The following is a 22212-nucleotide window of genomic DNA, read 5'->3' on the forward strand; positions in this document are numbered from 1 at the left end:
CGCGCGCTTTTCATCGGCGGTTTTCGCCGGTTTCTTCTTTGCCGCTTTTTTTGAATCCATGCCTTTGGCCATGATACGTACTCCACTCATACGGGATGTGAGATCAGGTATACACCTATCCTCGCGCCCGCGTTCTTTTATAATCGCCCGCTTTGCGCACCGACAGTCGAAGATCATGCCTAGCATCCAGTACACCTTGCTCGACGAGCCATTATGGCCGTTGATGAACAAGTTCTATCGCGCCCATCAATCGTCGATGAAAGCGGTCCGCGATGCTCGACTGTGGGTCGCCAGGCGCGACGATATCGTGGGTGCGCTGTGTTTGCGGCCGGTCTCGGGCGGGCATTGGTTGACGGGGTTGTTCATTGATCCGGCCTGCCGGGAACAGGGTATTGCCGCTGCGTTGATTGCCGAAGCGGTCAAAGGACTCGACAGCCCGGTCTGGTTGTTCTGCCATCCGGACTTGCGTGGCTTTTACGAGCGGCGTGGCTTTGTCTTCGATCCGCCAATGCCTTACGCCCTGGTCGAACGGTTGAGCCGTTACGCGCGCAGCAAACCGATGATTGCCATGGGTCTGGAGGCGAATAAAAGTTAATGGCTGATGAAGATCCCACTGTGTGGTTTTGTGGTGGTCTCGGTTTAATCGTCCGCAGCCGGATCCAGCTCCGGAAACATCACTTCGGTAAACCCGAACTTGCTGAAATCGGTAATGCGCGATGGATACAACCGCCCGATCAGGTGATCGCATTCATGCTGCACCACTCGCGCATGGAAGCCCTCGGCGATGCGCAAGATCGGCTGCCCCTTGGGATCGACTCCTTCGTAGCGAATCTGCCGGTAACGATCCACCGCGCCGCGCATGCCGGGTACCGACAGGCAGCCTTCGAATCCCTCTTCGAGGAATGGGCTCAACGGCGTGATCAGCGGATTGATCAGAATGGTCTGCGGTACCGCTTCGGCGTCCGGGTAGCGCTCGCTGTGCTCGAAACCGAAGATCACCAGTTGCAGGTCGACGCCGATCTGCGGCGCGGCCAGGCCAACACCGCCGACGCTTTCCATGGTTTGGAACATGTCGTCGATCAGTTGCCACAGCTCGGGGCTGTCGAACATTTCAGCCGGGACCGGCGGGGCAATGCGCAGCAGGCGTTCATCGCCCATTTTCAGGATTTCACGGATCATTTGGTGACTTCGTCAGTGGTGGGCTTGATCGAGTGATCCCGACCCAGTCCCGAAACGTGGTGTTTGGGTTCGTGGTCGAGTTCGCCGGGGACTTTTTCGCCATCATTCTTGCCCTCGGTCGACATGTGCTCGATCACTGCATTCATCTCGGCGCCCAGCAACAGCACCGCGGCGGAAATATAGAAGTACAGCAATAGCACGATGATCGCACCGATACTGCCATACATGGCGTTGTAGTTGGCGAACTCCTTGACGTACAGCCCGAAGCCCAAGGAGGCGAGGATCCACACCACCACTGCCAGCACCGATCCCGGCGTGATAAAGCGAAACTCCTGCTTGACGTCGGGCATGACGTAATAAATCAGCGCCACCGCCACCATCAGCAGGACCACTACCACCGGCCAGCGGGCGATGGTCCAGAGGATGACGATGAAGTCTTCAAGGCCGACTTGCGACGCGATCCAGCCCATCACCTGCGGCCCGAGCACCATCAGCGCGGCGGCGATCAACAGCATGCCGGCGATGCCGATGGTGTAGATGATCGACAGCGGGAAACGTTTCCACGCCGGACGGCCTTCGACCACGTCGTAGGCGGCGTTCATCGCGCTCATCATCAGCCGTACACCGGCAGACGCCGTCCACAGGGCAATCACGATACCCACCGACAGCAAACCACCCTTGGATTGCTGGAGTTGGTCGATCACCGGATTCACCTGTTCCAATGCCTGGGGCGGCAGGACCAGCTCCGATTGCAGGCGCAGCCAGGAGAAGAAGTCCGGCAGGTGCAGGAAACCGATCAGGGCGATCAGGAACAGGATGAAGGGGAACAGCGAGAACAGCATTTGATAGGCCAGCGCCGAGGCATAGGTCGACATCTCGTCGTCGACGAACTCGGTGACGGTGCGCACCATCACGCGGTGGATGGGCAGACCTTTCATGTCCGGGAAAATCATAAGCGTCTCCATTCGCCGCTCAATGGGTGAAGTCGTGGCGACTCAGGGGCCGTTTTTCTAGATCAAAGTAGCCTAATTGGCGACTTTGAAACAATTTTCCGGCGCAAGTTCAGGCTGACACAAAAACGGCCATCCGTAGATGGCCGTTCCTGATCATCGTCAAAGGCCCATTCAAGCCTTGTCGATACCTTTCTTGAGCGCGTCCTTGGCTTTGCCCACCGCTTGCTGAGCTTCGCCTTTCTTTTCCTGCACCACGCCTTCGGCGCGCATTTTGTCGTTACCGGTGGCCTTGCCGACGCCTTGCTTGACGTTGCCGGCGGCTTCGTTGGCCATGCCTTTTACTTTATCGCCAGTGCTGCCCATGGTGTTTCTCCTGTGAACAATCGAACGGGAAAGTAGTTACACAAAGATTGACCGGAGGCGTTTACGCGGAGTTTCATTTATTTTCACCGCGACATTTCATCGTTCAGTGCAGGTTGGGCTTTATGTTTGCCGATCAACCCCCGAGAATGCGCAACGTATTCAGGCCTTGGCGCTGAAGATCCAATCCCGTAGGAATGTTATGAAACTCGATAAAAAGCAGGCCATTGCCCGCAGAAACCAGGAACTCGGCGGTGCTGTGCTTGGCGTCAACAACTGCCACTTCACCGAATTGAACCGCAATCGCAACATCTGGTGGTTCGATATCCCGGTCGCGCGCCTGGCCGTCGGTCAGTACGAATGGATTCACCTGCTGATGCACACCCCGGATACCGACGAACTGTTGCATTTGAAAGTGCCGACGGTGTTCCTGCGCGAGAAGCTCGAAGGCCTGGTGGTGCGCAACCAGGGCAAGCGCAAGGCTGCGTTGAGCCTGGAACTGAGTGCAGACAAGGATTCGTACTTGCAGGACATGCGCCCGGCGGGCACCAACGTCAATTTCGCGCAGTTCCGCCTCTAAGAGCAAAAACAAAAGCTTCGCGAGCAAGCCCGCTCCCACAGGTGACCGCATTCCTACTGAAGGAACCCGGTCAAACATGTGGGAGCGGGCTTGCTCGCGAAGGCGACCTGACAGGCGCTGAAGTTTTCCGGCCAGATAAAAAAAACCCCGCATTTGCGGGGCTTTTTGTTTTTACGCGCTGACCTTCTTCGCAGCCAGCTTCTTCAGCTCTTCATCGCGCAACTCGCGACGCAGGATCTTGCCGACGTTGGTGGTCGGCAGCGCATCGCGGAACTCGACAGACCGTGGAACCTTGTAGCCAGTGACATTGGCGCGCATGTGCTCCATCACCTGTTCCTTGGTCAGGGTCACGCCCGGCTTGGCGACGATGAAAATCTTGATCGCCTCGCCCGACTTCTCGTCCGGCACGCCGATGGCCGCGCATTGCAGCACACCCGGCAAGGTCGCCAGCACGTCTTCGAGCTCGTTCGGGTACACGTTGAAACCGGACACCAGGATCATGTCTTTCTTGCGATCGACGATACGCATGTAGCCATCAGGCTGGATCACCGCGATGTCCCCGGTCTTCAACCAGCCATCGCTGTCGAGGATTTCATCGGTGGCTTCCTGACGCTGCCAGTAGCCTTTCATGACCTGCGGCCCCTTCACGCACAGTTCGCCGATTTCGCCCAACGGCCGTTCAACGCCAGCGTCATCGATGATTTTGCACAAGGTCGACGGCACCGGAATGCCGATGGTGCCGATCTGGATGTTCTGGATCGGATTGACCGTGGCCACCGGGCTGGTTTCGGTCATGCCGTACCCTTCGCAGATGGCACAACCGGTGACCGCTTTCCAGCGCTCGGCCGCCGCCAGCTGCAGGGCCATGCCGCCCGACAGGGTGATTTTCAGCGCCGAGAAATCCAGCTTGCGGAAGCCTTCGTTGTTGCACAGGGCGACGAACAGGGTGTTCAGGCCGACGAAGCCGCTGAATTTCCACTTCGACAGTTCCTTGACCATCGCCGTCAGGTCGCGCGGGTTGCTGATCAGGATGTTGTGGTTGCCGATCAGCATCATCGCCATGCAATGAAAGGTGAAGGCATAGATGTGGTACAGCGGCAGCGGCGTGATCAGGATCTCGCAGCCTTCGTTGAGGTTGGACCCCATCAGCGCCTTGCACTGCAGCATGTTCGCCACCAGGTTGCGATGGGTCAGCATCGCACCCTTGGCGATGCCGGTGGTGCCGCCGGTGTATTGCAGCACCGCAACGTCGCTGCTCGCCGGGTTGGCTTCAGCCACTGGCTGGCCGTGGCCCTTGCTCAGCACGTCGTTGAACTTGATGGCCTTGGGCAAGTGATACGCCGGGACCATCTTCTTCACGTACTTGATGACGCTGTTGACCAGCAGGCGCTTGAGCGGCGGCAGCAGGTCGGCCACTTCGGTGACGATCACGTGCCTGACGCCGGTTTTCGGCACGACGGCCTGGGCCAGGTGCGCCATGTTGGCCAGGCAGACCAGGGCCTTGGCACCGGAGTCGTTGAATTGGTGTTCCATCTCCCGCGCGGTGTACAGCGGGTTGGTATTGACCACGATCAGCCCGGCGCGGATGGCGCCGAAGACAGCGACCGGGTACTGCAGGAGGTTGGGCAATTGCACGGCGATTCGATCGCCAGGCTGCAAGTCGGTATGCTGTTGCAGGTAAGCGGCAAAGGCACCCGACAGTTCGTACAGTTCACCGTAGGTGATTGTCTTGCCCAGGTTGCTGAACGCCGGTTTGTCGGCAAAGCGTTGGCAGGACCGCTTCAATACCGCCTGAATATTCGGATACTCGTCTGGATTGATTTCGACAGCAATCCCGGCAGGGTACTTATCCTTCCAAAAGTCTTCGATCATGGAAGCCCACTCCTCAGCAACGCGAATTCATCACCGCATTTGATGCGATTATTATTGGTGTATGTTTTTGGTGTCTATTTTGTTGGTGAGTCTGGCTTTTTTCTTAGGCCGAGAGGTCACAAAGCGGGCCGAGAGTAGCAGCTTTGCCAAGGGTCGACTAGAGCCAAAAGCGGGCTCTACGGTCACATTAATGACTCAAGAGCATCAAGCAGTCATTTTAGAGCAAAAAACCTATAAGTCGCTGAAAGCCCTGTAAATATTGGCTTCAGGCAAAGACTGTAGGAGCGAGCTTGCTCGCGAAAAACTCGAGACCACCGCTGGGCATCTGGTTTTACGCGTTATCGTTCACGACCTTCGCGAGCAAGCTCGCTCCTGCAGCGACCCGCGCAATGCGCGGCCATTCAATGATCAGGCGATATCCCGCAACTCCCGCCGCAGGATCTTGCCCACCGGCGTCATCGGCAACGACTCACGCAACACAATGTGCTTGGGCACTTTGTACGCCGTGAAGTTTTCCTTGCAGTAGGCCTTGAGTTCTTCAAGGCTGACACCTGATTCCCGGGCGACCACGAACAGCTTCACCGCCTCCCCCGACCGCTCGTCCGGCACGCCGATCACCGCGCAGTTGGCAACTTTCGGGTGGGCCATCATCACGTCCTCGATCTCGTTGGGGTACACGTTGAAACCCGAGACGATGATCATGTCTTTCTTGCGGTCGACGATGCGCACGAAACCATCCGGGTCGATCACCGCGATGTCACCCGACTTGAACCAGCCTTCGGCATCCAGCACTTCGGCGGTGGCTTCGGGCTTCTGCCAATAACCCTTCATGATCTGCGGGCCCTTGATACACAGTTCGCCGCGCTCGCCCAAGGCCTGCTCGACGCCTTCATCGTTGATCACCTTCAGCGTGGTACCCGGCACCGGCAGGCCGACCGTGCCGATGCGCGACTGGGTGCCGTACGGATTGGTGCAGGCCACCGGCGAGGTTTCGGTCAGGCCGTAACCTTCGGTGATGCGGCAACCGGTCAACTGCTCCCAGCGCTCGGCGGTGGCCTTGACCAGCGCGGTACCGCCGGAGTTGGTGAGTTTGAGGCTGGAGAAATCCAGGGTCTTGAAGTCGGGATGGTCCATCAGCGCGACAAACAGCGTGTTGAGCCCCAGCAGCGCCGAAAACCGCCAGTTCTTCAACTCCTTGATGAAGCCGCCGATGTCCCGCGGATTGGTGATCAGTACGTTATGGTTGCCGGTCACCATCATGCACATGCAGTTCGCCGTAAAGGCATAGATATGGTACAGCGGCAATGGCGCGATCATCACCTCCTGCCCTTCGCGCAGCAGGGGTTGACCATCGGTGCCGAACTGCCCCAGGCAGGCCCGCGCCTGCTGCATGTTGGCGACCAGGTTGCCATGGGTCAGCATCGCGCCCTTGGCCAGGCCGGTAGTGCCGCCGGTGTATTGCAGCACGGCGATGTCGTCCAGACCGGCATTCAGCGGCTTGATGCCCAGGCCCCGGCCCAGGCGCAGCGCGCTCTTGAAGGAAACGGCCTGGGGCAAGGAATAGGCCGGGACCATTTTCTTCACCTTGCTCACCAGGGTATTGACCAGCCAGCCCTTGGCGGCGGGCATCAGGTCGCCCATCTTCGCTTCGATCAGGTACTGGATGTCGGTGTCGGCCAGCACTTCCTGGACCTTCTGCCCGAACATGTTCAGGTACACCAGCGCCCGGGCGCCGGAGTCCTTGAATTGATGACGCATCTCCCGCGCGGTGTACAGCGGGTTGGTGTTGACCACGATGAGCCCGGCGCGCAAGGCGCCGAACACGGCAATCGGGTAATGCAGGACGTTGGGCATCTGCACCGCGATGCGGTCCCCCGGCACCAGGTCGGTGTGGGCTTGCAGGTAACCGGCGAACGCTGCGCTGTAGCGTTCCAGTTCGGCGTAGGTCAGGGTGATCCCCATATTGCTGAAGGCCGGGCGGTCGGCAAATTTCTTGCAGGAACGCTCGAACACCTCGATCACCGACTTATAGACCCCCAGGTCGATGTCCAGGGGCACGCCGGCCGGGCGTTTGTCATTCCAGAAATCAGGTTGCATTGTTCTTGTCCTCTTTACCTGAGCCTATCCGGGAGCGCTTTTGTGTCCTTCCTGTAAACAGCAGCGAAAAACAAAAAGCGAAAAGCGAAGCTTCACGGACACTAGCAGCTATGACGAATCAGGCAAATATGCCAATAGCCGTCATTGACTGTATGAATCTTCCTCCCGTGGTGTGGGCTGTTCAGACGGCACGCTACGGATGCGCTATACAATGCAGCGACGCCCATGCCACCTGCAGCGCAAAGGAATCGCCATGATCCACGACACATTCTGGCTGACCGCGAGTGACCGCAGCCGCCTCTTCGTCAATCAGTGGCTGCCTGCTGCGCCTTTGAACGCAGTGATCCTGCTGGCCCACGGCATGGCGGAACACAGTGCCCGCTACGCCCGCCTGGCGGAAAAATGCTGTGAGCAGGGCTACGGCGTGTATGCACCGGACCTGCGTGGACATGGCAAAACTGCCGAAAACGGGACCCTGGGGCATTTCGCCGACGACGATGGCTGGTGCAAGGTGGTTGGCGACCTGGCCAGCCTCAACCAGCACATTGGTCAACACCATCCCGGCGTGCCGATCATCTTGTTGGGTCACAGCATGGGCAGCTACATCGCCCAGGCGTATCTGCTGCACCACAGTGCCAGCCTGCACGGCGCCATCCTCAGCGGTTCGAACTTCCAGCCGGTGGCGCTTTATCGAGCGGCCCGCCAGATCGCCCGACTCGAACGGTTGCGCCAGGGCCCCAAGGGCCGCAGCGCCTTGATCGAATGGTTGTCATTCGGCTCGTTCAACAACAAATTCAAACCGGTGCGCACACCGTTCGACTGGCTCAGTCGCGATCCGGCCGAGGTCGACAAGTACGCCAGCGACCCGCTTTGCGGCTTTCGCTGCACCAACCAGTTCTGGATCGATCTGCTTGGCGGCTTGCAGCAAATCAGCAAAGCGTCCAATCTCGCCCAGATCGATCCGGGCCTGCCACTGCTGGTGATGGGCGGCGAATGTGATCCGGTGAGTGAAGGCAAGCGTCTCAAGGATCTGGCTCACGCGTTGCGCGCCGCCGGTAGCCAGAACCTGCAACTGAACATTTACCCGCAGGCACGGCATGAACTGTTCAACGAGAGCAACCGTGATGAAGTGATTGCCGATGTACTGAACTGGATCGCCCAGGCGCTGAGCCATCGACGGCCACCCAGATCCGAATAGTTTTTTGTGGATTTTTTAATTTGTCACAGGAATTGAAGCAGATGACCCAGGTTACCAACACCCCTTACGAAGCCCTTGAAGTCGGCCAGACCGCCAGCTACAGCAAGACGGTCGAAGAGCGCGACATTCAGTTGTTCGCCGCGATGTCCGGCGATCACAACCCGGTACACCTGGACGCTGAATACGCCGCCGGCACCATGTTCAAGGAGCGCATCGCCCACGGCATGTTCAGCGGCGCGCTGATCAGCGCGGCCGTGGCCTGCGAGCTGCCTGGGCCGGGAACTATTTATATCGGCCAGAAGATGAGCTTTCAGAAGCCGGTGAAGATTGGCGATACCCTGACCGTACGCCTGGAGATTCTCGAGAAACTGCCGAAGTTTCGAGTGCGGATTGCCACTCGCGTGTTCAACCAGCGCGATGAGCTGGTGGTGGACGGCGAGGCGGAGATCCTGGCGCCACGCAAGCAGCAGACCGTGACGTTGCCGACCCTGCCGGCAATCAGCATCGGCTGAGATCGCCGGTCTGTAGGAGCCAGGCTTGCCGGCGAAGGCGTCCTTGAGATCGCCTTCGCCGGCAGCCTGGCTGCTAAGGGTGTACACAAAACCCTGCAGGAGCTGCCGCAGGCTGCGATCTTTTGATCTTACGGCCCTTCCTGCACCTGCACACTCGCGGTCATCCCCGAACTCATATTGATCCCCTGCGGCACCTTGTCCAGCTTGATCCGCACCGGAATCCGCTGGGCCAGCCTGACCCAGTTGAACGTCGGCTCCACCTCCGCCAGCAACTGCCCATCCGGCGTGGTGTTGCGGTCGGTAATCCCGCGACTGATGCTTTCCACGTGCCCCTCCATCGCCTCCCCGGCGCTCATCAACCAGATCTTCACCGGGTCGCCGACACGAATCCGCGGCAGTTTGGTTTCCTCGAAATACGCCTGCACATAAAACGTCGAGTCGTCGATCAGCGCCATCACCGGTTGTCCGGCGTTCACATAGTTGCCCTGGGCCAGGCGCAGGTTGGTGATATGGCCGCTGCGCGGCGCATGGACCTGGCTGCGGTCCAGGTTGAGCTGCGCGACCTTGGCTTCGGCCTGGGCTTCACGCAGTTCGCCACGGGCGATGCCGGCGTTGATTTGCGCATTCTCCCGCAGCTCGGCACTGATCGCTTGCGGCCCGAGGCTGGCGCGGCGGCTCGCTTCGCGCTCTCGCAGATTGAGTTGTTGCTGACGGGTCTGGACCACCGCTTGCGCTTTCTCCAGCGCGGCTTCGAAGCGGTCGCGGTCGATGCTCAGCAACAGATCGCCGGCCTTGACCTGCTGATTGTCGAACGCCTTGAGTTCACGCACCCAGCCCGACACGTCGGGGGCGATGACCACCACGTCGGCGCGGATCCGCGCGTCGCGGGTCCAGGGCGTCAACATGTAGTACTGCCACAAATGGAAACCGGCAAAGATCGCCACCACCACCAGGCACAGGGTGACGGCTACACGTACGGATGTACGCATGTTCAACTCCTTATAAAGGTCCGAGGACGACGGTGATCAGGGTCAATACACAGACGTACAAGGCGCAATCGAATAATGCTTCGTGCCAGATCCAGCGGCCGACCGGCGTCAGGCGCAACAACAGGCGCAAGCCGCCGGTCACCAGCAGCGCCAGCAGCACATAAATCAGAAACGGGCTGAGTAGCACACCCCCCATCGACCACTCACGCAAGCCCATTACTTTCCTCCTGTTGACGGCACCAGGCACGCCAGCTGTTCTGCAACTGCAGCACTGCGCCCTGGGCCAATTTCACCGCATCGCTGGGGGGCAACGCGTACAAGGTGTTCAAGAATTCTGCGCTGGGTTGTTCCAGCACATCGGCGCGACTGCCAGCCGGGCCTTGCTCGAGGACTTTTTCCAATTGATCGAGGTAGCGCCGTTGCGCCGCACTGACCGGTGCCTGCGCCACCGCCAGGCTCAAGCGCAAATGCAGCAGTTCGTCGCCGATGTCCAGCCCCAGCAGCCCGTCATCCCAGCGGCTGCGCGCCGGTTCCGGCAATTCGGGATAGTGTCGCGCCAGTTGCAGCAAACGATCGGCCATGCGTCCACCGAACCAGCTTTCGGCCCCGCGCAGATTGCGCCGGGTCAGGCGGACCAGATCGTGAAGCGTCGCCACCAGCAGACGGCGGCCATGCCACGTCGGATTGCGCAGGATCAATAGCCGGAAAGCCAGCACCGCCGCGCCGACACCGATCACCATGGCCTGGGCACTGTTGAAGAACGTCGCGACATCGAACTTCATCGCGTTGAGCGGCGAGATAAGCACAATGAAGTGCAGGCAGAACGAGGTCGCCGTGGCACCAATCTGCGGTTTGGCCATGCCCAGCGCACCGAAGAATAACGGCACGCCCATCCCGAGACAGAGCATGGCAAAGCTGCTCCATTGCGGCAGCAGAATCTGCCCGACGCAAAACGCCGCCGGAATGGCCAGGAAAATCCCGCGCATGAAACTCATGCCGATCTGCGCGCCGTTTTCGCGGCTGGCAAACAGGCTGCACACCACACAGGTCAGCAGCAACGCACCCGAGGCGGCGGGCCAGGCGGTCGCCAGCCAGAAACATGACACTACCAGAAACGCCAAGGCGCTGCGGGCGCCGAATACCAGCGCCAATGACAGGTCACGATGCGGGGCCAGGGTTCGCGGCGGATCGACCGTTTCCTTGCCCTCCTCCACCGCCTTCAGCGCCGCGCTCGCCGCCAGCGCGGTATCGAGCAGCAAGGCAAAACGAGCCAGGCAGAAACTTTGCGCAGAACTGATCAACGGGTCATGGGTGGCATCGAGCAACCTCGGGCGCAAGGCTTGCAGCGTGGCATTATCCGCATGGGCGAGCGCCGCCTGGACTTCGCTCATCCACGGCATCAGTTGCCCGGCCTCTTGCGGTTCCAGCTGCTTCCACTGCCGGCGCACCGAACGGGCGATGCGCAGCAACATCAACAGCTTCTGGCTCAAGCCACTGATCGAGCGCGCGCGCTGACGGCCAAGACTGCCTTCAAACCAGGCATGTTCGCGCTGGGCATCCACCGCTACGATCCTGCCGAGGATCTCCAGCAGGCCTTTGCGCGCCTGGCCGTCGCCGGCCAGGGTGGCTCGAGCGGCATTCATCCCGCTCTGCCACGCCGCCCGCGCCTGATCCGTCAGCTGCTGTTCCACCCGCATCGGCCATAGCAGCGCACTGGTGGCGGTGGCGCACAGAATGCCCAGGCAGATTTCCGTACAGCGAGCCACGGCTTGGTCAAACACCGTCAGCGGATGGGCAATGGCCGGCAAGGCGATGATCGCCACCGTATAACCGGCCAGTACAAATGAATAGGACCAGGCACTGCGCAACATCGTCGAACTGGCCGTACACAGACCGAGCCACAACGCCAAGGCCAAAAGAAACAGCCAGGGCGTCTGGGCAAACAACCCCATGAACACCACCGACATGATCGTCCCGACCAGGGTGCCCAGCAGACGCGCCAGCCCCTTCTGCACCACCATCCCGGACAAGGGTTGGGCGACGATGAAGGCGGTCATCAGCGCCCAGGCCGGTTGCTCCAGTCCCCAGCGCAATGCCAGCCACAGGGCCAGGCCGCCACCGAGCAAGGTCTTGATCGCGAATTGTAGGGCGCGGCGGTCAGGCGCAAACAAAGCCTGCAAAGTGATAGGCACTAAAAACACTCTTGGAAGGAACGATTTAACGATAGACGTGATCGGTGGGGTAACTTGAAAAACAAATTATTAGCTAGCTATCTATACCCCGTCCAGCGCTAAATACCAGACACAAAAAAACGCCAGACTGGCTGGCGCTTTTGACAGGCTATGGGCGCTTACGAGCGCGCGCGAGCCTGGTTGCGCAGGGCTTTCACCTGATCGTGATTGCGTTGCACGCCATGGTACTGACGTTCAACCAGGTCACGAATACCCACCAGGTTGTGCTTGTTGATTTTTTCCAGGGCTTCTTTGTAAGCCTTCAGCGCATGGTCTTCACCGCGCTCGGCTTCGTTCAGCACGGCTTCTTCATCCTTGCCGGTGAACATGGACTTCACGTCGACCCAGCGACGGTGCAGGTCACCGCTGACACTGGTGGAGGTTTCCGGATCACCGCCCATCGAACGCACGGCGGCTTGCAGTTCGGAAGCCGCGGTAGCACAGTCGGCGGAACGCTGCACGAACAGCGATTTCAGTTCCGGATTCTTGATGTCTTCAGCGCACGTCTTGAACCCTTCCTGACCGTCCTTGCTGGTTTCAATCAGGTCGTTGAGTACAGAGATGGCTTCTTTATTCATGTCGGTCATTTTCAATTCCTCGCGGGTTGATGAAAGATGCAATAGCTATTGCACCCTGCATGCCAGCTTTGAATTGATTAATTATTTCTTATATTTCAGATAGTTATGTTTAATCGTAAAATCTGTGTCCGAGTTTTTTGCATGATCTGTCATTTGGCCTGCATGCAGAATGCCTGTATTTTCCAGACTGACTGAATCCTGACGGCCGATAGATGAATCCTGAAAAGCTCGAACTGCTGGTAACCCGAGAAATGCCCTTCGGCAAATACAAGGGTCGAATCATTGCCGACCTGCCCGGCCAATACCTGAACTGGTTCGCCCGGGAAGGTTTCCCCCACGGTGAACTGGGCGGCTTGCTGGCCCTGATGCAGGAAATCGATCACAACGGCCTGTCGGAGCTGCTCGAACCGCTTCGCGCCAAACATGGCAAACCTGCCCCCCGGCACTGAAACCAACCGCTCACCTGCCCCTGATTGAGTAGCCCATGCCCGATAACACCCGCCGCGCCCGTGATGAAGCCTTCTGGCTGACGTTTGCCGACCGCTACGCTGTCGAACACGGCCCGGTCAATCTGGAGAACGGTTACTTCGGGCGCATGTCGCGCACGGTGGTCGAGGAGTATCAGCGCAATATCGAACTCATCAACCGCAGCAACTCGGTGCACGTGCGCCAGCGTTTCGATCAGCACGAAAGCCTGGAAATCCGTGCGCAAGTGGCCGGGCTGGTCGGCGTACCCGCAGACTCCGTCGCCCTCACCCGCAACGCTTCGGACGGCTTGCAATCGTTGATCCGCAACTACAACCGCCTCAAGCCGGGCGACCAGGTACTGATCTGCGATCTGGAATACGACACGGTCAAAGGCGCCATGCGTTGGCTGGCACGCCATCGCGGCGTCGAGGTGATCGAGATTGAACACGGCCACCCTGCCAGTTTCGACAGTGTGCTGGCTGCCTACCGCGACGCCTTCGTGCGTTATCCGCGCCTCAAACTGATGGCCCTGACCCACGTCACCCATCGCACTGGCCTGGTGATGCCAGTGAAGGCGATTGCCGCAGCGGCCAGGGAGTACGCGGTCGATGTCATCCTCGACGGTGCCCATGCCCTGGGCCAGATCGAGTTCGATCTCGACGACCTGGGCATCGCCTTCGCGGGTTACAACCTGCACAAATGGATCGGCGCGCCGCTGACCCTCGGTTTTATCTACATCAGCCCCGAGCGCCTGGCCGACATCGACCCGGACATGGGCGAAATGCATTTCCCGGCCACCGACATTCGCGCCCGCACGCCCCATAGCACGCCCAACGTCCCGGCGCTGCTGACCCTGCCACTGGTGTTCGAGGAGCACCGGGCCATGGGCGGTGCCGCCGCCAAGGGCGCACGCCTCAATTACCTGCGCAACCGCTGGGTCCGCGCGGTACGCGAACTGTCGGGCATCGACGTCATGACGCCGGATGACCCGCGCCTGTATTGCGGCATCACGTCCCTGCGCTTTACCCGGCATGCCGATCAACAGGCGATGGCCGAGCGGATGCTCAAGGACTACAACCTGTTCACCATCGCGCGCAGCGGGGCCGCGAGCGGTCCGTGCATTCGCATCACGCCGGGCCTCACCACCACCGCTGCAGACATTGATCTGTTGATCCGGGCGCTGACCGAACTGCGCTGACGTCACACGATACCGCCCCCTGTAGGAGCCGGCTTGCCGGCGAAGGCGTTGTCATGGTCGCCGTGGATTAGCCATTAAACACGCATTATCGTTGACGACCTTCGCCGGCAAGCCGGCTCCTACAAGGGTTTTTTGCGGGCAAAAAAAAAACGGTGCACCGACCAAGCGCACCGTAAAGCCGTAGAACACACAACGAAGTGTCGGGTATAGCCAATCAGTCCAGCAGCGCCAGTGCCTCGGCGGTGCATTCCTGAATGCGGGCCCAGTCGCCGTTCTTGATCCACTCGGGATCAAGCATCCAGCTACCGCCCACGCACATGACGTTTTTCAACGCCATGTAGCTTTTGATGTTGGCCGGGCTGACGCCACCGGTCGGGCAGAATTTCACTTCGCCGAACGGGCCGCCCAAGGCCTTGATGGCTGCCACGCCGCCGCTGACTTCCGCCGGGAACAGCTTGAAGCGGCGGTAGCCCAGGCCATAACCTTCCATGATGCCCGAGGCATTGCTGATGCCTGGCAGCAGCGGAATCGGGCTGTCGACGCTGGCTTCGAGCAGATCACGGGTGATGCCCGGCGTGACGATGAACTGCGAACCCGCGGCTTCGGCAGCCGCCAGCATGCTGCGATCGAGCACGGTACCGGCACCGGTCACCAGCTCCGGACGCTGCTCGCGCAGAATCTGGATAGCCTTGAGGCCGAACTGCGAACGCAGGGTCACTTCCAGGGCGGTCAGGCCTCCGGCCGCGAGGGCGTCGGCCAGCGGCAGGATGTCCTGTTCGCGAGCGATGGTAATCACCGGCAGGATCCGCGCCTTGGCGCAGAGGCTGTCGATCAGGGCAACTTTGTCCGCCATGGAAACGGTGGGGGATGTGTTTGTCATAGCGGCTGATCCTTGGCTCATGGGCACCAGTAAATCTCTAACGTAGGTTGCAGAAACGCGCGAACCGGCATGGCGGCGACATCGTCACCGGCCAATGCGGCACTCAGGGTGGTCAGCTTGGACTGACCGGAAATCGATAAAACCGTGTTCTTCGCCGAAGCCAGCAGCGCGCGACTCATGGTCAGGCGTTGATGCGGCACGGTCGGCGCCAGCATCGGGTAGCAACGACGTGTGCCGTCGGCTTTCAAGGCATCGCTCAGGTTCGGACTGTTGGGGAACAGCGAGGCGGTGTGACCGTCGTCGCCCATGCCGAGTATCAGCACGTCGATCGGCGGCAATTCCGCGAGCAAGCGATCCGCCTGCTCGGCCGCCAGTTCAAGGTTGGCCGTGGCGCTGTACAGACTCAGGAACTGCGCCTTGGCCGCCGGACCTTGCAACAGGTAACGCTTGAGCAGACCGGCATTGCTGTCGGCGTGTTCAACCGGTACCCAGCGCTCGTCGGCCAGGGTGACGACAACCTTGGACCAGTCCAGCGTCTGCTTGGCCAAGTGCTGGAAAAACGCCACCGGGCTGCGGCCACCGGACACCACCAGCGTTGCGGTACCGGTGGCATCGATCGCGTCACTCAGTTGCTTGGCCACGTTCAGCGCCAGCCCTTCGGCCAGCAACACCGGGCTCTTGAACTCACGGGCGCTGACGCCCTGAGGCAGTTTCAATTCAGATATCGCCATACCACGACCTCCCATCCCGCGTGATCAGTGCAATGGAGCTCATCGGTCCCCAGGACCCGGCCGCGTACGGCTTGGGCGCATCACCGGATTTTTTCCACCCGGCGATCAACTGGTCACACCACTTCCACGCGGCTTCGATTTCATCTTTACGGACAAACAGGTTCTGATTGCCGCGCATCACTTCCAGCAACAACCGCTCGTAGGCATCGGGAATCCGTGCGCTGCGATAGGTATCGGAAAAATTCAGCTGCAACGGACCGCTGCGCAGCTGCATGCCCTTGTCCAGGCCTTGTTCTTTGGTCATCACGCGCAAGGAAATGCCTTCGTCCGGTTGCAGGCGGATGATCAGCTTGTTGCTGATCTGCAGGCGCTGCTCGGGGGCGAAGATGTAGTGCGACGGTTCCTTGAAGTGGATGACGATCTGCGACAGCTTCTGCGGCATGCGCTTGCCGGTTCGCAGGTAGAACGGCACCCCGGCCCAACGCCAGTTGCGGATGTCGGCCCGCAGGGCGACGAAGGTTTCGGTGTCGCTCTGGGTGTTGGAATTCGGTTCTTCGAGGTAGCCCGGCACCGGCTTGCCTTCGCTGTAGCCGGCAATGTATTGGCCGCGCACGACCTGAGTGGTCAGGCCTTCCGGGCTGATCGGCGCCAGCGCCTTGAGCACTTTGACTTTCTCGTCACGGATGCTGTCGGCGGACAGGTCGGCCGGCGGGTCCATGGCGATCAGGCAGAGCAGTTGCAGCAGGTGATTCTGGATCATGTCCCGCAGCTGACCGGCCTTGTCGAAGTAACCCCAGCGGCCTTCGATCCCGACTTTCTCGGCCACGGTGATTTCCACGTGGGAGATGTAGTTCTGGTTCCACTGGGTTTCGAACAGGCTGTTGGCAAAACGCAGGGCGATCAGGTTCTGTACGGTTTCCTTGCCCAGGTAGTGGTCGATGCGATAGGTGCGGTTCTCCGGGAAGAACTGCGCCACGGCGTCGTTGACCTTGCGCGAGGACTCAAGGTCCGAACCGATGGGTTTTTCCAGGACCACGCGGGTGTTTTCAGTCAGGCCGACCTTCGACAGGTTCTCGCAGATCGCGCCGTAAACCGCGGCCGGGGTCGCGAAGTAGGCAATCACGCGCTGGGCGCTGCCGGCCATTTCGGCCAGGGCGACGTAGTCGTCAGCCTTGAGGAAATCGACGTGCAGGTAGCTCAGGCGGGCCAGGAAGCGTTCAACCACTGCGCCGTCCAGCTCTTTGTCGCTGACGTATCGGCGCAGCTCGGAGGCGATGAACGCCAGGTGCTGCTGCTCGCTGCCAGGTTCACGGGCCAGCGCGATGATGCGCGTATCCTCATGAAGCAGGCCTGCGCCATCCAGTTGGTAGAGGGCAGGAAACAGCTTGCGCAGGGCCAGATCGCCGAGGGCGCCGAACAAGGCAAAGGTGCACGGTTCAACCGTTATCGAAGGCATGATGTTTGTTCTTTTATCAAGTTAAGCTACAAATACCTTTTTTCAAGGCATGATTCAAGGGAAAATGTAGTAATAAACACAACATTTTACCGAAATAGACAATCCGAGTGGTGGTCGATCGGAGCCACCAGTAGGATAGGCCACCGTGACGGGCCCGATCAAAGTCCCAAATTGCATAGCCGGGGCCCTAATTTGCATTGCTCTCTTGTTTGCGGAGCTAAGGAAACAATATGGACCGCGTGCGAAATTTACTGGAGCAGATCCAGAATCGCCTTGAAGACCTGAACAAGGCTGAACGCAAAGTAGCCGAAGTGATCCTGCTCAACCCACAGCAGGCCACCCGGTTCAGCATCGCCGCCCTCGCCCAGGCCTCGAAGGTCAGCGAGCCGACGGTCAACCGCTTCTGCCGTTCGTTCGGCGTCAGCGGTTACCCCGAACTTAAACTGCAGCTGGCCCAAAGCCTGGCCAGTGGCGCGGCGTATGTCAGCCGTGCGGTCGAGGCCGACGACAACCCGGAAGCGTATACCAAGAAGATTTTCGGCAGCGCCATCGCCTCGTTGGACAGTGCCTTGCAGGCGCTGGATCCGAACCTGATCAGCCGCGCCGTCGACCTGTTGATCCAGGCCCGGCAGATCCACTTCTTCGGCCTTGGCGCTTCGGCTCCGGTGGCGCTGGACGCGCAGCACAAGTTCTTCCGCTTCAACCTGGCCGTCACCGCCCATGCGGACGTGCTGATGCAGCGCATGATTGCTTCGGTCGCCCACACCGGCGAATTGTTCGTGATCATTTCCTACACCGGCCGCACCCGTGAACTGGTGGAAGTGGCGCGCCTGGCCAGGGAAAACGGCGCTTCGGTGCTGGGCCTGACCGCTGAAGGGTCGCCATTGGCCAAGGCCAGCACCTTGAGCCTGAACATTCCGCTGCCGGAAGACACCGACATCTATATGCCGATGACGTCGCGGATCATTCAGCTGACTGTGCTGGACGTGCTCGCCACCGGCATGACCTTGCGCCGGGGCGTGGATTTCCAGCCGCACTTGCGCAAGATCAAAGAAAGCCTGAATGCCAGTCGGTATCCGATTGGGGATGAGTTTAACTAGGCCGGCATCTTCATTGCCTGTCAGGGCCTCTTCGCTGGCAAGCCAGCTCCTACAGGTTGAGCGGCGGTCGCAAATTTTGTACTCGACGCGGACACTGTAGGAGCTGGCTTGCCAGCGAAGGGGCCAGTCCAGGCGCTAAAGATTTTGGCCTAAACCCCAACCCGCGCCTGCAAACTCAAATGCGCTTTCTGCCCCGGCGCCAGGCTCAGGCTATCGGTCCCGCCGCTCGCCGCTTCCACGCAGACAAACTCGCCGATCTCATTCCAGCTCACCCCCAGCAACGGCCGTGACCCGGGGTGCCAGACCACCGTGTCCGCATCGTCGCCGGTGTCGATGCACAACGCCCGCTGCCAGGCGTGGTCGTTGAGCTGCAATTCCCCTTCCTGCTGAAACACCCGCTGACAGCCGCCCTCGACTCGCAACTCGCCTTCCTGCTGGCAAACCTGGCGGTTCAAGTGGTCATAGCCGTGCGCACCCTCGAGCCCAGACAGCGCTACCTCACCGACGTCGCCAATACGCCAATACGCGTGCAACGCCTGGCTCAACTGGCACGGCAGGCTGTCCTGATGCTCGGTGCACAGGCGCAATTCCATGCGTTCGCCCAGGTGCGCATGCAGGTCCACTTGCCAGTCACATAACTGCAGTTGCCAGTGCAGATGCACGCCAGCGTCGTCACTGCTACTGTCCAGCAGCTTCCAGTCGAGCAGCCGGGCCCAGCCATGGGACGGCCAGGCGTTTTCGCTCGGATGGCGCCCATACCAGGGCCAGCACACCGGCACCCCGCCACGAATCGCCCCGACATGCGGCCATTTGGCTGCGCACCACAGCCAGGGTTTCTGGTCCCGGGGCTGAAAGTGCAACAACTGCGCGCCCTGCCGACTGAACACCGCCTGACACAGCGGATGATCGATCACCAGCACATCGCGCATCTGATAGCGCTCCCACGCGAACACCGGACGTTCGCGCAAGGATTTGAAGAAGCGTTGTAGCGGATGCTCATGCATGTGCCGCGATCCTGAAAATCATCTTGTTCTGCGGGTTGCGCCGCCCCAAAAAAAAGCGGACAGCCTTGGCCGTCCGCAAAAATGCGCACATGGAGAGGAGCTTATCGCAACAACGTTAGAACACCGACTGAATTTTCAAGCCGGCCACCAGCGCGTCATCAACTTCATTCACACCGCCCGGGTGAGTGATGTACTGCAGGTTGGGGCGGACGGTCAGCCAGTTGGTCACGTGGAAGCCGTAGTTGACCTCGTAGTTGTACTCGGTGTTGCGCAGCGGCGAGAACAGCGGATCCTGGTAGTCGCTGACACCATTGGACGCGTTGACCAACTCGGCGTTTTTCTTCACGTCATCGTTGACATGGATACGGGCGAAACCGATCCCCATGTCATCTTTTGGACGTGCATCGAACGGGCCCTTGTACACAAACATCAGCGACTGGTAGTTGTCGACGATGTTGGTGTCCTTGTCGTGGAACGTGGCGTTGGCGGCGATGTTCAGGCCGCGGGACGCGTCACCGTTGTGGCTGGTGAGTTGTTGCTGCGCCACGAACCAGTAGCCGGACTTGCTGCTGTGGCTGCGGTAGGCGTTGCCGCTGGTGGCCGCATCATCACCGTTGTCGTCTTCGCGAACGTCATCGGCCTTGGCCGTGCTTTTGTAGTAACCGACACGGTATTCGCCCGGCAGGTTGCCAGGGTTAGGCAACCAGACCAGTTCCACCGGCAATACCGTGCCCTTGGTGCCACTGCCGCTGAGCTTGAAGCCGTTACCGTGCTCCAGTTGCGAGGGGTTCTGGTTGTACGCGCCGATCTGCGCATAGAACTCGGGCGAGATGTTGTACTTCACGCGGACCGCGGCCTGGCTGACCGGCCAGTTGTACCAGATATTGGTCGCCCAGTTGCCCACTTGGGAGCCGCAGAACGCCAGGTTCTGGAACTCGCAGGGGAAGGTGTTGAAGTCTTCGCCTTCGCCGAAGTAACCGGCCTTGACGTCCAGTTTACCGTCGAGGAACTGGTGCTTGATCCACAGTTGGGTCAGGCGAACCATGTGGCCACGGCCGTAGACTTCCTGGGAGGAACTCAAGGTGCCAGCACGCGGGTCGCCGACACGGTCATTGGAGATGTTCTCACCGTTACGGTTGGTGAGCTGGATCTTGGCCTGGGTGTTATCCCAGCCCCACAGCTTTTGCAGGTCCAACGCCACGCCCAGGCCGAACTGGTCGGCGTAACGCGCCGTCTTGTCGTCGTTGTAGCCGCCGTGGAGGTTGCCACCCACTTCGCCGACGTAGTCCATCTTGATGTCGATACCCTGCTCGATCAGCCGGGTCCGCTCGCCACCCCAATCACCGGTCATCCATTCGGAATCGGCGCTGAACGCGTCAGCCGCGTGCACACTGCCGGCCAGCGTCATTGCCGCAATCGCTGATAACTGGCAGATAAGCTGAGCGTTGTTGTTCTTCTTCATCCCTACATCCTCGTTTTATTGTTATTAACTGTTTTTATTTAACGCGGTGACATCGGTTACGGAGAGCGACAGGCTGCTCAGCGCATATCCCCCTGTAGGAGCGAGCTTGCTCGCGATGGTCTCAAGGGCGACGCATTTATCCAGAAAAAACGCGTAATCGTTGGCGTCCATCGCGAGCAAGCTCGCTCCTACAGTGTTGATCTTCAGCGGCCTTTGAATTGCGCTACGTTGGCAGCGTGGGCCTCGGTTTTCGGCACACCGGCCACCCCCAACCGCTCCCCGGTCGCCCCATCGAACAACAGCACTTTCGACGGATCGAACTGCAAGGTCAGGGTCTCGCCCACGGCCGGTGCAACGTCCGGCGCCAGGCGGCAGCAGACCTTGGTGCCGTTGAGATTGACGAACACCAGGGTGTCGGGACCGGTCGGTTCGGTGACCTGGACTTCGGCGCGGATGGTCGGTAAGCCATTCGCTTCGCTGCCCGCCAGCACGATCTGTTCCGGGCGCATGCCGAGGATCACTTCGCGGTCTTCGAGCCCGGCGTCCTGCATGCCCAACGGCAATTCACAGCGCGCCTGGCCGCTGTCGAGCAGCGCCACCAGGCGACCTTCCTTGCGCTGCAAACGCAGGGGGATGAAGTTCATCGGCGGCGAGCCGATGAAGCTCGCCACGAACAGGTTGGCCGGGTTGTTGTAGATGTCTTTCGGCGTGCCGAACTGCTGAATGATTCCGTCCTTCATCACCGCCACCTTGTCGCCCAGGGTCATGGCTTCGATCTGGTCGTGGGTCACGTAGACCGTGGTGGTCTTCAGGCGCTGGTGCATCAGTTTCATTTCAGTGCGCATCTCGACCCGCAGCTTGGCATCGAGGTTGGACAGCGGTTCGTCGAACAGGTAAATCTTCGGCCGCCGCGCCAGGGCACGGCCCATCGCCACCCGCTGTTGCTGCCCACCGGAGAGCTGGCCGGGCTTGCGGCTGAGCAAATGTTCGATCTGCAACAGTTTGGCGACACGAGCGACTTCTGCGTCGATTTCGGCGGCGGGCATTTTGCGAATCTTCAGGCCGAAGGCGATGTTGTCGCGCACGCTCATCGTCGGGTACAGCGCGTAGGACTGGAACACCATGGCGATGTCACGATCCTTGGGGCTCATGCCGCTGATGTCGGCGTCGTCCACCAGAATCGCCCCGCCGCTGATGTTTTCCAGGCCGGCGATGCAGTTCATCAGCGTGGATTTACCGCAGCCCGAGGGACCGACCAGGATCAGGAACTCACCGTCATCGATCTTCAGTTCGATGTTTTTCAGGGTGTCCGGCAAACCGGCGCCGTAGGTCTTGTTAACGTTGCGTAATTCGAGAGTTGCCAT

The 22212-nt window shown here is 60.1% G+C and carries 23 protein-coding genes; 7 read left to right on the plus strand and 16 right to left on the minus strand.

Features of this window, described 5'->3' with window-relative positions; all coding sequences use genetic code 11:
• The first annotated feature begins 175 nt into the window (after positions 1 to 175).
• Positions 176 to 595, plus strand: coding sequence for a GNAT family N-acetyltransferase (locus ELQ88_RS27415; RefSeq protein ID WP_128870208.1), 420 nt, complete (start codon positions 176 to 178; stop codon positions 593 to 595).
• A gap of 44 nt (positions 596 to 639) precedes the next feature.
• On the opposite strand, the gene def is transcribed toward ELQ88_RS27415, so the two are convergent.
• From def to ELQ88_RS27430, 3 genes are all read right to left on the minus strand, one after another.
• The gene (gene def, locus ELQ88_RS27420) at positions 640 to 1179 is read right to left on the minus strand and encodes a peptide deformylase (protein ID WP_128870209.1); all 540 of its coding nucleotides are present in this window, start codon (positions 1177 to 1179) and stop codon (positions 640 to 642) included.
• On the minus strand, positions 1176 to 2132 hold the full coding sequence (locus tag ELQ88_RS27425; RefSeq protein ID WP_128870222.1) for a YihY/virulence factor BrkB family protein: 957 nt from the start codon (positions 2130 to 2132) through the stop codon (positions 1176 to 1178). Before ELQ88_RS27425 ends, def begins: the two co-directional genes overlap by 4 nt.
• A 171-nt stretch (positions 2133 to 2303) precedes the next feature.
• Positions 2304 to 2495: a CsbD family protein gene (locus ELQ88_RS27430; protein WP_128870210.1), complete on the minus strand. Its 192-nt coding sequence runs from the start codon at positions 2493 to 2495 to the stop codon at positions 2304 to 2306.
• A gap of 199 nt (positions 2496 to 2694) precedes the next feature.
• Here ELQ88_RS27430 and ELQ88_RS27435 point away from each other — a divergent pair, with 199 nt between their 5' ends.
• Positions 2695 to 3072, plus strand: coding sequence for a hypothetical protein (locus ELQ88_RS27435; protein ID WP_128870211.1), 378 nt, complete (start codon positions 2695 to 2697; stop codon positions 3070 to 3072).
• A gap of 171 nt (positions 3073 to 3243) precedes the next feature.
• Here the strand turns inward: ELQ88_RS27435 and fadD1 are convergent, their stop codons facing one another.
• Together fadD1 and fadD2 are read right to left on the minus strand one after the other, a co-directional pair.
• Positions 3244 to 4944 carry a long-chain-fatty-acid--CoA ligase FadD1 gene (fadD1, locus tag ELQ88_RS27440; RefSeq protein WP_138968901.1) on the minus strand — a complete coding sequence of 567 codons (1701 nt, stop codon included), beginning with the start codon at positions 4942 to 4944 and terminating at the stop codon, positions 3244 to 3246.
• Between the two features lie 408 nt (positions 4945 to 5352).
• Positions 5353 to 7041 carry a long-chain-fatty-acid--CoA ligase FadD2 gene (gene fadD2 / locus ELQ88_RS27450; RefSeq protein ID WP_138968902.1) on the minus strand — a complete coding sequence of 563 codons (1689 nt, stop codon included), beginning with the start codon at positions 7039 to 7041 and terminating at the stop codon, positions 5353 to 5355.
• Between the two features lie 253 nt (positions 7042 to 7294).
• Here fadD2 and ELQ88_RS27455 point away from each other — a divergent pair, with 253 nt between their 5' ends.
• Complete coding sequence (locus tag ELQ88_RS27455; protein WP_128870214.1) at positions 7295 to 8239, plus strand: alpha/beta hydrolase; 945 nt, start codon at positions 7295 to 7297, stop codon at positions 8237 to 8239.
• A 41-nt stretch (positions 8240 to 8280) separates the two neighbouring features.
• A complete protein-coding gene (locus ELQ88_RS27460; protein WP_138968903.1) occupies positions 8281 to 8751 on the plus strand; it encodes a MaoC family dehydratase in 471 nt (156 codons plus the stop codon).
• A gap of 128 nt (positions 8752 to 8879) precedes the next feature.
• On the opposite strand, the gene ELQ88_RS27465 is transcribed toward ELQ88_RS27460, so the two are convergent.
• From ELQ88_RS27465 to ELQ88_RS27480, 4 genes are all read right to left on the minus strand, one after another.
• The gene (locus tag ELQ88_RS27465; RefSeq protein ID WP_138968904.1) at positions 8880 to 9740 is read right to left on the minus strand and encodes an HlyD family secretion protein; all 861 of its coding nucleotides are present in this window, start codon (positions 9738 to 9740) and stop codon (positions 8880 to 8882) included.
• A 10-nt stretch (positions 9741 to 9750) separates the two neighbouring features.
• Positions 9751 to 9957 (minus strand): DUF1656 domain-containing protein, encoded by a 207-nt coding sequence (locus ELQ88_RS27470; protein ID WP_128870217.1) that lies wholly within the window; start codon positions 9955 to 9957, stop codon positions 9751 to 9753.
• Positions 9944 to 11932, minus strand: a complete 1989-nt coding sequence (locus tag ELQ88_RS27475) for an FUSC family protein (RefSeq protein WP_128870218.1) — start codon at positions 11930 to 11932, stop codon at positions 9944 to 9946. Before ELQ88_RS27475 ends, ELQ88_RS27470 begins: the two co-directional genes overlap by 14 nt.
• A gap of 158 nt (positions 11933 to 12090) precedes the next feature.
• Positions 12091 to 12558 (minus strand): PA2169 family four-helix-bundle protein, encoded by a 468-nt coding sequence (locus tag ELQ88_RS27480; protein WP_128870219.1) that lies wholly within the window; start codon positions 12556 to 12558, stop codon positions 12091 to 12093.
• A gap of 203 nt (positions 12559 to 12761) precedes the next feature.
• On the opposite strand from ELQ88_RS27480, the gene ELQ88_RS27485 reads away from it, so the two are divergent.
• Complete coding sequence (locus ELQ88_RS27485; RefSeq protein WP_128870220.1) at positions 12762 to 12998, plus strand: DUF3820 family protein; 237 nt, start codon at positions 12762 to 12764, stop codon at positions 12996 to 12998.
• 35 nt (positions 12999 to 13033) lie between these two features.
• Positions 13034 to 14215, plus strand: coding sequence for an aminotransferase class V-fold PLP-dependent enzyme (locus tag ELQ88_RS27490; protein WP_138968905.1), 1182 nt, complete (start codon positions 13034 to 13036; stop codon positions 14213 to 14215).
• 214 nt (positions 14216 to 14429) lie between these two features.
• Here ELQ88_RS27490 and ELQ88_RS27495 read toward each other — a convergent pair whose 3' ends face one another.
• The 3 genes from ELQ88_RS27495 to zwf are packed head-to-tail and all read right to left on the minus strand — an operon-like array spanning position 14430 to position 17282.
• A complete protein-coding gene (locus ELQ88_RS27495; protein WP_128869358.1) occupies positions 14430 to 15095 on the minus strand; it encodes a bifunctional 4-hydroxy-2-oxoglutarate aldolase/2-dehydro-3-deoxy-phosphogluconate aldolase in 666 nt (221 codons plus the stop codon).
• Positions 15096 to 15112: 17 nt separating this feature from the next.
• Positions 15113 to 15826 (minus strand): 6-phosphogluconolactonase, encoded by a 714-nt coding sequence (pgl, locus tag ELQ88_RS27500; protein ID WP_128869359.1) that lies wholly within the window; start codon positions 15824 to 15826, stop codon positions 15113 to 15115.
• A complete protein-coding gene (gene zwf / locus ELQ88_RS27505) occupies positions 15813 to 17282 on the minus strand; it encodes a glucose-6-phosphate dehydrogenase (protein WP_138968906.1) in 1470 nt (489 codons plus the stop codon). The genes pgl and zwf overlap by 14 nt, the downstream gene beginning before the upstream one ends.
• 239 nt (positions 17283 to 17521) lie before the next feature.
• Between zwf and ELQ88_RS27510 the strand changes: the two genes are divergently transcribed.
• Positions 17522 to 18382, plus strand: coding sequence for a MurR/RpiR family transcriptional regulator (locus ELQ88_RS27510; RefSeq protein ID WP_178084775.1), 861 nt, complete (start codon positions 17522 to 17524; stop codon positions 18380 to 18382).
• Positions 18383 to 18531: 149 nt separating this feature from the next.
• On the opposite strand, the gene ELQ88_RS27515 is transcribed toward ELQ88_RS27510, so the two are convergent.
• The 4 genes from ELQ88_RS27515 to ELQ88_RS27525 all read right to left on the minus strand — a co-directional run bounded on the left by ELQ88_RS27515 (position 18532) and on the right by ELQ88_RS27525 (position 22212).
• Entirely contained in the window at positions 18532 to 19386 is an 855-nt protein-coding gene (locus tag ELQ88_RS27515; RefSeq protein ID WP_128872258.1) for a D-hexose-6-phosphate mutarotase, read from the minus strand.
• A gap of 115 nt (positions 19387 to 19501) precedes the next feature.
• On the minus strand, positions 19502 to 20848 hold the full coding sequence (locus ELQ88_RS27520; protein WP_138968907.1) for a carbohydrate porin: 1347 nt from the start codon (positions 20846 to 20848) through the stop codon (positions 19502 to 19504).
• A 24-nt stretch (positions 20849 to 20872) separates the two neighbouring features.
• Positions 20873 to 21028, minus strand: a complete 156-nt coding sequence (locus ELQ88_RS34205; RefSeq protein WP_161599989.1) for a hypothetical protein — start codon at positions 21026 to 21028, stop codon at positions 20873 to 20875.
• A gap of 23 nt (positions 21029 to 21051) precedes the next feature.
• Positions 21052 to 22212, minus strand: coding sequence for an ABC transporter ATP-binding protein (locus tag ELQ88_RS27525; protein WP_128872260.1), 1161 nt, complete (start codon positions 22210 to 22212; stop codon positions 21052 to 21054).

Origin of the sequence: Pseudomonas sp. MPC6, assembly GCF_006094435.1 — a bacterium.
GTDB lineage: Bacteria > Pseudomonadota > Gammaproteobacteria > Pseudomonadales > Pseudomonadaceae > Aquipseudomonas.

What these genes read in the sequence shown, in the direction of transcription:
- ELQ88_RS27415 (WP_128870208.1), top strand. Translation starts at nt 176, where the DNA reads ATGCCTAGCATCCAGTACACCTTGCTCGACGAGCCATTATGGCCGTTG.
- def (WP_128870209.1), bottom strand. Translation starts at nt 1,179, where the DNA reads ATGATCCGTGAAATCCTGAAAATGGGCGATGAACGCCTGCTGCGCATT.
- ELQ88_RS27425 (WP_128870222.1), bottom strand. Translation starts at nt 2,132, where the DNA reads ATGATTTTCCCGGACATGAAAGGTCTGCCCATCCACCGCGTGATGGTG.
- ELQ88_RS27430 (WP_128870210.1), bottom strand. Translation starts at nt 2,495, where the DNA reads ATGGGCAGCACTGGCGATAAAGTAAAAGGCATGGCCAACGAAGCCGCC.
- ELQ88_RS27435 (WP_128870211.1), top strand. Translation starts at nt 2,695, where the DNA reads ATGAAACTCGATAAAAAGCAGGCCATTGCCCGCAGAAACCAGGAACTC.
- fadD1 (WP_138968901.1), bottom strand. Translation starts at nt 4,944, where the DNA reads ATGATCGAAGACTTTTGGAAGGATAAGTACCCTGCCGGGATTGCTGTC.
- fadD2 (WP_138968902.1), bottom strand. Translation starts at nt 7,041, where the DNA reads ATGCAACCTGATTTCTGGAATGACAAACGCCCGGCCGGCGTGCCCCTG.
- ELQ88_RS27455 (WP_128870214.1), top strand. Translation starts at nt 7,295, where the DNA reads ATGATCCACGACACATTCTGGCTGACCGCGAGTGACCGCAGCCGCCTC.
- ELQ88_RS27460 (WP_138968903.1), top strand. Translation starts at nt 8,281, where the DNA reads ATGACCCAGGTTACCAACACCCCTTACGAAGCCCTTGAAGTCGGCCAG.
- ELQ88_RS27465 (WP_138968904.1), bottom strand. Translation starts at nt 9,740, where the DNA reads ATGCGTACATCCGTACGTGTAGCCGTCACCCTGTGCCTGGTGGTGGTG.
- ELQ88_RS27470 (WP_128870217.1), bottom strand. Translation starts at nt 9,957, where the DNA reads ATGGGCTTGCGTGAGTGGTCGATGGGGGGTGTGCTACTCAGCCCGTTT.
- ELQ88_RS27480 (WP_128870219.1), bottom strand. Translation starts at nt 12,558, where the DNA reads ATGACCGACATGAATAAAGAAGCCATCTCTGTACTCAACGACCTGATT.
- ELQ88_RS27485 (WP_128870220.1), top strand. Translation starts at nt 12,762, where the DNA reads ATGAATCCTGAAAAGCTCGAACTGCTGGTAACCCGAGAAATGCCCTTC.
- ELQ88_RS27490 (WP_138968905.1), top strand. Translation starts at nt 13,034, where the DNA reads ATGCCCGATAACACCCGCCGCGCCCGTGATGAAGCCTTCTGGCTGACG.
- ELQ88_RS27495 (WP_128869358.1), bottom strand. Translation starts at nt 15,095, where the DNA reads ATGACAAACACATCCCCCACCGTTTCCATGGCGGACAAAGTTGCCCTG.
- pgl (WP_128869359.1), bottom strand. Translation starts at nt 15,826, where the DNA reads ATGGCGATATCTGAATTGAAACTGCCTCAGGGCGTCAGCGCCCGTGAG.
- zwf (WP_138968906.1), bottom strand. Translation starts at nt 17,282, where the DNA reads ATGCCTTCGATAACGGTTGAACCGTGCACCTTTGCCTTGTTCGGCGCC.
- ELQ88_RS27515 (WP_128872258.1), bottom strand. Translation starts at nt 19,386, where the DNA reads ATGCATGAGCATCCGCTACAACGCTTCTTCAAATCCTTGCGCGAACGT.
- ELQ88_RS27520 (WP_138968907.1), bottom strand. Translation starts at nt 20,848, where the DNA reads ATGAAGAAGAACAACAACGCTCAGCTTATCTGCCAGTTATCAGCGATT.
- ELQ88_RS27525 (WP_128872260.1), bottom strand. Translation starts at nt 22,212, where the DNA reads ATGGCAACTCTCGAATTACGCAACGTTAACAAGACCTACGGCGCCGGT.